The following is a 9,320-nucleotide window of genomic DNA, read 5'->3' as shown; positions in this document are numbered from 1 at the left end:
CATTGGGCATCAGTAAGTGTTAGTCTATTCATATAATCAGAATAACTGATTTTCTTTGTATGTCAACACACCCTAGCACGATGGCGAAACAGAATCAGCAGACCGAGTCCAATTAAAGTATTGGCAACGATACTGGCATATAACGGTTGTACTGTATCCAAATGTAAAAATAGCGGATGAATCTCTGTCATGACTGATAAAGTGCTGACTGCAATAATGGTTTTGATCAGCATTTGTTTGCCCAAACGCAAATAAGCCAAATAATAAAAAGGTAAATTTACCACCCAAAAGATGATACTAAAAGGTAAATGAGTGATTTTTTGGATTAATAACGACAGTCCTACCGTGCCACCGACCATGACATGAGATTGTTGTAATAAAAGTAGAGCAAAGCCAATCATCGCTGTACCGATAATCACTGCGAAAGCATCTTCTAATAGGCTATGGCTGATGTTATTTTCATCCATCTGTGTCAAATCTTGATCTGGGTGAGTCGCTTGAGTCATAAAAAAATTCTAAAAAATAAGGAGAGAAAAAGACTGCATGAAATAGGGGAAATTGTATGGATATTCAATAGAAATTTTAAGATTTTGCGATATAAAGCACTCTACAAACAACGATAGGGTTGTCTTTTGTATCTGATCTATCCTCCTATTTTTTCAACTTGCTTGTTTAAGCAGTTGGTTTGTCACGTAATAAAAAATGATTAAAATAAGTTAAGCAATTTATCTTGAAATGCCAGCACATCAGCGTAAAAATCACGCCCTAGGATGACTGTGTTGATAAATATCGTGCATGCGTTTTTGGGCGATATGGGTATAGATTTGCGTGGTGGATAGGTCGCTATGCCCAAGCAATTCTTGTACCGCACGCAAATCCGCACCATGATTGAGTAAATGCGTGGCAAAAGCATGGCGTAAAGTATGCGGTGATAAATCGCTATAAATCTCGGCTTGTAAGGCATAGGCTTTGATAGCATACCAAAAATTTTGCCGTGTCATCAAATTACCCTGTCTGGTCAAAAATACAATATCAGTCGCACCATGCAACAACTGCGGGCGAGACTGTTGTAAATAACGTTGTAGCCAATCCATGGCGATTTCGCCCATCGGCACCAGTCGCTCTTTGTTGCCCTTACCACGAATCCGCACAATCGCATATTGCATATCAATCATTTGTAATTGCAGATTGATCAGCTCACTAATACGCAAACCGCACGCATAGAGTAGCTCTAACATGGCTCGATCACGCAAACCCAAAGCGGTGTCGCAATCAGGTATATCGAGTAATTTTTCCACGTCATCAATGGATAAACTTTTGGGTAAAATTCGGGCTTGTTTGGGGCTTTTGATATGTTGTAAGGGATTGTCGGTGCGTAATTTATGTTCAATTAAAAAAATAAAAAACTGTCGCCATGCGGACATATAACGGGCGATGGAACTGGGGCTTTTGTCTTGGATTTGTAATTGTAAAATCGCATCTTGCACATCACTGGCTTGCCAATCGGGTAGGGCGGTGTCACGCAGATTTGCCGATTGAATCAAATCCGATAAATAGGCATTACGGGTATGCACACTTTGACTATGACTAAATAAATAATCACGAAAACCATAGAGATAAGTCAAATCGGCAGGGATATTCACCGCACTGGGCTGGCGAGCTTTTTTTACAATCATTGTCAAAGTAATTCATAGAGAATATTTAACATAACATGACTTGGAAAGAAAATAAAAGCAAAATCAGCAAAAAAAACTGTTTAAACAACAATTAGTATCGAAAATACCGATTATAGAGTTAAATAAGAATGAAAATTATCATTATTTAAGCGGTGAAAGTTTTATTATAATAAGAATCATTTTAATTTAACCTAAGGCGAACATTATGCGTCTGTCACAACTTGCCAACAATCAAACTGCAATCATTACCAAAGTACTTGCGGTGACAGAGAATACCACAGATATGATTAGCCAACGCCTATCGCAATTGGGCTTTGAACAAGGTGAACCTGTACAAGTGTTAGGGCGTGGTTTATTTGGTGGCGAGCCGATTTTGGTCAAGATTGGGCATTCACGTTTTGCATTACGTCGTGCAGAAGCCAACCGTATCGAAGTGATGACGCAGTAAGGCTAGACGATGAATACTATGGAAAATCAAGAATTACGATTAGCATTAGTGGGCAATCCCAACTGTGGCAAAACATCATTATTTAACCAATTGACTGGTACGAAGCAAAAAGTCGCCAATTATGCAGGGGTAACGGTTGAACGTAAAGAAGGTTATTTTCGCCTAGACAATGGTCAGACCGTGCGTATTTTGGATTTGCCTGGGGCGTATAGTCTCAATGCAGTCAGTCCCGATGAAGAAGTCACCCGTGATGTGTGTTTGGGTGTGCGTGATGATGCTCAATTGGACGCGTTATTGTGTATTTTGGATGCCAGCAATTTGCGTTTGCATCTCAATTTATTATTAGAAGTGTTGCGTTTACAGCGTCCCGTATTGGTGGTGCTGAATATGATGGACGAAGCTCGCCAACAAGGTGTAGCGATTGATATTGCCAAGCTATCTAGCCTTTTGGGCGTGCCTGTGGTGGAAGCAGTTGCAGTCAAAAAGCAAGGATTGCAACACCTATTAACCGCTTTGGGTAAACACCAATTTTCTACTGCCAATATCAATAAGATTCAAGACTTAGATGTGCGTGACATTTATCCGCAAGTGGTTACCACGCCTGCCAGCAACGATATGATGACATCACGCTTGGATGATTTGTTTTTGCATTCTGTATTTGGCTTGATTTCGCTTGCGGTGATCATGTTCTTGATTTTCCAAGCGGTATTTTATTGGTCAGCACCGTTTATGGATGGTATTGAGTCGCTATTTGGGATGATTGGTGAATGGGTTGAGCCATTTATTAGCGATCCGATACTCAAAAGTTTGGTGATTGACGGCATTATCGCTGGTGCTGGCGGTGTGGTGGTGTTTTTACCACAGATCTTATTTTTATTTTTATTTATTTTTTTATTAGAAGATTCGGGCTATTTGCCACGTGCAGCATTTTTGTTAGATAAATTGATGTCGGGTGCAGGCTTAAGCGGACGTTCATTTATTCCATTATTATCAAGCTTTGCTTGTGCTGTACCTGGGATTATGGCGACACGTAGTATTACCGATCCACGAGAGCGTTTAGTCACTATTTTTGTTGCACCGTTGATGACGTGTTCAGCTCGTCTGCCTGTATATGCTTTGTTGATTGCAGCATTTATTCCTAATCAAACGGTGTGGGGATTTTTTAATTTACAAGGCTTAGTATTATTTGCATTATATTTTGCAGGGATTATCAGTGCATTAATCGTGGCATTTATCGTGAAGCTGTTTAAACGTGATAAAAGTGAGCATAGTTTATTATTAGAATTACCACGTTATCGTATTCCACGCCTTAAGAATGTGGCATTAGGCGTATATGAACGTGCCAAAATCTTTATGAAACGTGTTGGGGGAATTATTTTTGCCTTGACCATTATTTTATGGTTTTTGAGTAGTTTTCCTGAACCACCTGCTGATGCAACCATGCCTGCGATTCAATACAGTATGGCAGGGCAGTTGGGACAATTATTGCAACCGATCTTTGCACCGTTAGGTTTTCCTTGGCAGTTATGTATCGCTCTGATTCCAGCCATGGCAGCACGTGAAGTGGTGGTGGCAGCACTCGGTACGGTTTATGCGGTAAGTGGTGAAGGGGATTCTCAAGCTGATGGTTTGGCGACTTTGCTCAGTTCGCCTGACAGTGGTTGGAGCTTGGCGACTGCTTTTGCATTATTGGTATGGTTTATCTACGCACCACATTGTTTGGCAACCTTGGCAACGGTCAAACGTGAAACAGGCTCATGGGGTATGGTGATGTTGATGACCACTTATTTGTTTGGTTTGGCATATCTTGCAGCATTTATCACCTATCAAATTGCGATTCGATGGTAAGCCAGGGGAAGCCATGATGTTTGGAGATATTATTGCTTTAATTATTATCACAATCATTGTGTTATGGAGCGTGGCGGTTGTATTTCGTCACGTCATGCCTAACACCGCAAAACGTGTTAATTTAAGTTTGGCAAATTATTGTCAAACAAAACAATGGTATAGTTTAGCAAAATTTTTCCAAAAAAAATCCAATACAGGCTGTCATAGCAGTGATGACAGCCCGTGTAGCAAATGCAAAAATCCAACATCATCGGATAAGCATCAATCCAGCGTTGATAATGTAGTACGCATTCAAGCTGTGCAATTAAAAGGGTCAAAAAAAGAATAATAATGATTTATTTCTTAGAATGAGAATTTTATTTCGTGATATAAATCACAGTTGTAAGTGATTTAAATTAAAATTCGTATTTATTTTGAAATGATATATTATATACTGAAGGAACACGTATTATCTAGTATAATAGTGGGACTAATCATATTATTTGAATGTATGATAGCGATTATATTTAAAAAAATCATATTTTTTACAAAAAATTATACATTAGTCTAATATTATGCTAATTTACAATAGCTAACGTTGTTTTGTTCATTTTGTTAAAACACGGATATTTTAAACCGAAGCATTGCTAGGAATATAACGCTATGCAAATTTTAATTGTTGATGATCACCCATTATTTCGCCACGCTCTGATACAGGCGGTACGGCATTACATCTCTGATGCACACATTACTGAGATTGCCTCAGTAGCAGATCTTTACCAACATCTTGAAGTGCAACCATTGCCTGATTTGGTTTTGCTAGATTTACACTTACCTGGCGCTTCTGGTTTTTCTGCTTTAGTACATATTCGTTCACATTATCCTGCTTTGCCAATTATTATTGTCTCTGCCCATGAAGAAAGCCGTGTTATGCAACGTGCCATTGCCCATGGTGCGATGGGTTATATTGCAAAATCAGCACCGCCAGCATCGATTGGTGAAGCGATTCAACAAGTGTTACAAGGTGAAATTTGGCTATCGCATGATTTGGACAGTGAAGATGATCCGCGTGCGGTGGCAGAAGCTGATTTGGCAGAACGTATTCAATCCTTGACCCCACAACAATTCCGCGTGTTGATGATGGTGGCGGATGGCTTGCTGAATAAACAAATCGCTTATGAATTGGATGTGTCAGAAGCCACGATCAAAGCCCACGCCACAGCAATTTTCCGCAAACTCGGTGTACAAAATCGTACCCAAGCAGTTTTGGCAATTAGTGCATTGAATATTGAGCAAAATAAGGTTGATGTAGATACGATTTAATCACCTAAAGATAAAGGAACCGCATAAAAATTAGGTTTAATTAGTATATACTGCGTTTTATAATGTACTTTGCATGAAATATGTTCGCGGAAATGTTTGTATGAGTATTACCCAAGATTTGATTGATATTTTAAGTCTAGAAAAATTAGAGCATGGCTTATATCGTGGCAAAAGCCAAAATTTGGTCGGTAAACGTGTGTTTGGTGGTCAGGTTCTAGGTCAAGCATTGCTTGCTGCCAGTTATACGACCGACCGTCCTGCTCATTCCATGCATGCTTACTTTTTATTTGCGGGTGATATTAATGCCCCGATTATTTACCAAGTTGAATCTTTACGTGATGGCAAAAGCTTTGTCAGCCGTAGCGTCAAAGCCATCCAACATGGACGCACTATTTTTCAAGCCATGGTGTCATTTGCTCCACGAGAAGAAGGTTTGCAATTCCAAGTTGCTGAACCGCATTATCCCCAAGTGGATGAATTGCCATCCGAAGAACAATTAAAAAAGCAAATGATTGCCTCTGTACCTGAAAATTATCGTCAGGCATTTTTGCGTCAGCGTCATATCGAAACTGTACCCATTAACCCAACACATCCTTTTGAGCCACAAGTCGATGTGCCAAATCAAGCCTATTATTTTAAAACTTGGGATACTATTCCAAGTCATTCATCAGTACATGATGACAATGCCTTGCATCAAGCGATTGTGGCGTTTTGTTCAGATTATACTTTGATGACGACGTGTTTGCGTCCACATGGTTTGTCGTGGTTGTCACCGAGCTTACAAGTGGCTAGCCTTGATCATACCATTTATTTTCATCATCCAATGCGTGCTGATGAATGGTTATTGTACGATATGGATGCTACGCAAACGGCATCTTCACGAGGGTTGAATTTTGGACGTATGTGGCAAAATGGTTTACTGGTATGTAGTACAGTGCAAGAAGGCTTGGTGCGTTTGCGTGATTTGGATTTTAGCCAAGGCTAATTTTTGAATTTTAATGTATTATGTCTTATACAGCAATTTACAATCCAATGCTGTTTTTTATAATTCTTTTTGAAAAAATCAGTTAAAATGACAAAACTTTTGATATTACTTTTGGTCAAAGCTCTGTGATTATTGCACGCTACCTTTCTCGACAAGTATTCAGCACGACACTGGTGGTTGTGGCTTTGCTGACCCTCGTTATTATGGGAAGTCGCCTAATTCGTTATTTTGGTTTGGCGGCACAAGGCAACTTGGATATTGGGGCGTTATTAGGTTTGGTGGGTTATCGCTTACCTGAATTTTTAACCCTGATATTGCCTTTGGGTTTTTTTATTGCATTGGTGTTGGTGTTTGGGCGTTTATATGTCGAACACGAAATGGCGGTATTTAATGCCAGCGGTATTAGTCGGCTGAACTTGGGTAAAAAATTACTGGCACTGACTGCGTTTTTTTGTATTTTACAGTTTGTGATGATGGCGTGGTTATCACCGTGGGGAAATCGTCGTTTTGATGAAGTGACGGTGACGCAAGCGGTACGCAGTGGTTTTGATTTGGTACGTCCACAAGAGTTTATTTCTAGTGGTGTTTATACCATTTACGCAGGGTCATTGTCTGAAGATAAAAGCAGTCTAGAAGATATTTTCTTTTACCAAAAAGCCAAGCAAGCTGACCAATCTGATATGATCATCGTGGCAAAACAAGCGAAGCGTGTAGTCAATCCCAATGACAATGCCAGTAGTGTAGATTTATACCAAGGGCGACGTTATAGCTACCGTGCTGGTGAGCCTGCTTATGTACAAGCTGAATTTGAACATTATCGTTTACGCTTAGAGCCAGAACAAGAAAAGAAAATTGAAGCACAGCGTCCTGAAGCGATGACCATGCAACAATTATTACAACATTATAATACCAATTCTCAACTTGCCAGTGAACTGGGTTGGCGGATTTTTGCACCATTTATTATTTTGGTGGCATTATTTTTGGCTTTGCCTTTATCTGAAGTGAGTCCAAGGCAGGGACGTTATCACCGTCTATTTCCTGCAATTATGATTTTTGCCAGTTTGATTGTGGCGATGATGGCGGTCAAGACCCGTATCAGCAAAGGTCAAATGCAAATTTGGATTTATCCCGTGATTTTAATGACTTATGTATTTTTGGCGTGGTTGATTGCCAATAAGCCTTGGCAACGTAAAACGGTTAAACATTCAAATCACTTGGCGAATGGGGATGTGGCATGATTGCAAATAAAATTCTCGCTCGTCATGTGGTGAAACATACTGGCTTTGCTATGTTTGGTGCGTTGTTTATTTTATTATTATTACAGCTTTTGTTTGGTTATCTGGCTGAATTGGGCGATTTGAGTGAACATTATCGTCCGCTAGATGCCTTGCGTTATGTGTTGTGGGATACGCCTTATCGCGTTTTTCAATTGTTACCGATTGCAGGTTTGATGGGGGCTGTGGTTGGTTTGGGCAGTTTAGCAACCAATAGTGAATTGGTGGTGATGCGTGCCAGTGGTGTGAGTTTGTGGCGGATTGTCGGTTGGACATTACGTCCTGCTTTGATTTTGGTAGTATGTTCATTGCTACTTAGAGAGTGGGTGATACCACAAACCAATGAATATGCTCGTGCTGCTAAGCAAGAAAATTATGTCGCTAAACTTGGTGAAGTACGTGGTTATTGGACCAAGCAAGACAACCAATTTGTGTACATTGACTATGCCAATGCCAATGGTGAATTAAAAGATTTAAAAGTGCTTAGTTTTGATGAAAATCTAATACTAAATCAACATCTTACTGCACAGCATGGGCAATTTTTGGTGGATAAAACTTGGCAATTACACAATGTAAATCAAGTGACTATTGCATCGCAAGGTCAATCACAATCAAGCACACAACCTGAACAAGCTATGGCTTTGGTATTGCAGCCGCAATATGTGCATATGGTGACAGCCGATCCTGAGGATTTGGCACCAAGTCAATTGGTTAAATTTATGCGATACTTGGATCAATCCAGTCAAATTCCACGTAAATATCAGTTGGCATTTTGGCAAATGATTGCTGCACCTTTTGCGTTAATTGCTTTGGTAGTCATGGCTTGCTCTTTTATCTTTGGACCTTTGCGTCAGCATTCGATGGGCTTTCGTTTGGTGATTGCTTTATTCATTGGTTTAGGTTTTTATTATTTTCAAGACTTTATTGGATATGCAAGCCTCGTGGCTAGCATTTCTGTGGCGTGGTTTGTGTTATTACCGATATTTATTTTACTGGGTGTAGGGACATATTTATTGCATCGGGTAAAATAGTCTTAACAAAAAGGATGTGACTATGCAAAAGCAAAAAATTAAAAAAATGACAATGACGTTGTGTCTAGGATTACTGGCAACGCAAAATAGCGTTTTAGTCAAAAAAAATATTAAGCATGATTGATCCAAATGAATATTTTATTCCTCTCAATACGGAACAAAAACAAATATTTAAGCAACAGGATTTTTCTAAATTATTGCTTAAAAGTCAAGATTTCCCTGTGATTGGTATTACTGGTGAACATAATCAGCGGTTAATCATCAATATACAATCGGTGAAAAAAATTAATCCACAAAGTTTTGATTATAAAATTACGGGTTATTCAAAAGTTAAAAATAATCGTTGTGAATTTACAGGAAAATTGACTTTAACGGATATTTATCGCAGAGAACAGTTAGATTATGGTGTTGATGAAGAATATCGCCAAAAAGGGTTAATCAATCAAGGTGTTGCCGTGTTTCAATATGAAATCAATGAACAATCAGATAAGACATATTGTGGTCAGTTTGCTGGTTCGGCTTATGTAAAATGGCTAAAACTGAAATCAAATAATCATATACAGTATGATGATGTAGGTTATTATCGTGATGGTGATTTTAATAGTCTGTTTGATGGACAATGGTTTAGTCAAAATCACCAATAACCTAAAATTGCATGTTGTTGGGACAAATAATTATCTAAATAGGACTTACGCAAACCTAACCGAAGGGCAACGAAGTTGCTCACAAATATAGTCATCAAGAAGCCCTTGCTTA

10 protein-coding genes are annotated in these 9,320 nt (G+C 39.2%); 8 read left to right on the top strand and 2 right to left on the bottom strand.

The window, feature by feature from the left end; translation table 11 throughout:
* Positions 1 to 62: 62 nt before the first annotated feature.
* Both ACEYX7_RS09735 and xerD read right to left on the bottom strand, forming a co-directional pair.
* Positions 63 to 506 carry a YitT family protein gene (locus ACEYX7_RS09735; RefSeq protein WP_374804975.1) on the bottom strand — a complete coding sequence of 148 codons (444 nt, stop codon included), beginning with the start codon at positions 504 to 506 and terminating at the stop codon, positions 63 to 65.
* A 252-nt stretch (positions 507 to 758) separates the two neighbouring features.
* Complete coding sequence (gene xerD, locus ACEYX7_RS09730) at positions 759 to 1,676, bottom strand: site-specific tyrosine recombinase XerD (RefSeq protein ID WP_374804974.1); 918 nt, start codon at positions 1,674 to 1,676, stop codon at positions 759 to 761.
* 205 nt (positions 1,677 to 1,881) lie between these two features.
* Here xerD and ACEYX7_RS09725 point away from each other — a divergent pair, with 205 nt between their 5' ends.
* The 8 genes from ACEYX7_RS09725 (at position 1,882) to ACEYX7_RS09690 (ending at position 9,208) form a co-directional block, all read left to right on the top strand.
* On the top strand, positions 1,882 to 2,124 hold the full coding sequence (locus ACEYX7_RS09725) for a FeoA family protein (RefSeq protein ID WP_374804973.1): 243 nt from the start codon (positions 1,882 to 1,884) through the stop codon (positions 2,122 to 2,124).
* An 18-nt stretch (positions 2,125 to 2,142) separates the two neighbouring features.
* On the top strand, positions 2,143 to 3,972 hold the full coding sequence (gene feoB, locus ACEYX7_RS09720; protein ID WP_374804976.1) for a ferrous iron transport protein B: 1,830 nt from the start codon (positions 2,143 to 2,145) through the stop codon (positions 3,970 to 3,972).
* 16 nt (positions 3,973 to 3,988) lie between these two features.
* On the top strand, positions 3,989 to 4,300 hold the full coding sequence (locus ACEYX7_RS09715; protein ID WP_374804972.1) for a DUF6587 family protein: 312 nt from the start codon (positions 3,989 to 3,991) through the stop codon (positions 4,298 to 4,300).
* 314 nt (positions 4,301 to 4,614) lie between these two features.
* Positions 4,615 to 5,274: a response regulator gene (locus ACEYX7_RS09710; RefSeq protein WP_374804971.1), complete on the top strand. Its 660-nt coding sequence runs from the start codon at positions 4,615 to 4,617 to the stop codon at positions 5,272 to 5,274.
* A 100-nt stretch (positions 5,275 to 5,374) separates the two neighbouring features.
* Positions 5,375 to 6,259, top strand: a complete 885-nt coding sequence (locus ACEYX7_RS09705) for an acyl-CoA thioesterase (RefSeq protein WP_374900497.1) — start codon at positions 5,375 to 5,377, stop codon at positions 6,257 to 6,259.
* Positions 6,260 to 6,384: 125 nt separating this feature from the next.
* Positions 6,385 to 7,497 (top strand): LPS export ABC transporter permease LptF, encoded by a 1,113-nt coding sequence (gene lptF / locus ACEYX7_RS09700; protein WP_374900495.1) that lies wholly within the window; start codon positions 6,385 to 6,387, stop codon positions 7,495 to 7,497.
* Positions 7,494 to 8,564 carry an LPS export ABC transporter permease LptG gene (gene lptG, locus ACEYX7_RS09695; protein WP_374804968.1) on the top strand — a complete coding sequence of 357 codons (1,071 nt, stop codon included), beginning with the start codon at positions 7,494 to 7,496 and terminating at the stop codon, positions 8,562 to 8,564. The genes lptF and lptG overlap by 4 nt, the downstream gene beginning before the upstream one ends.
* A gap of 116 nt (positions 8,565 to 8,680) precedes the next feature.
* Complete coding sequence (locus ACEYX7_RS09690; protein ID WP_374804967.1) at positions 8,681 to 9,208, top strand: hypothetical protein; 528 nt, start codon at positions 8,681 to 8,683, stop codon at positions 9,206 to 9,208.
* Positions 9,209 to 9,320 lie beyond the last annotated feature (112 nt).

The sequence above is a fragment of the Hubeiibacter jixunmingi genome, assembly GCF_041928215.1.
Classification (GTDB): Bacteria; Pseudomonadota; Gammaproteobacteria; order Pseudomonadales; family Moraxellaceae; genus Acinetobacter.
This window is presented reverse-complemented; position numbering and strand designations above follow the sequence as displayed.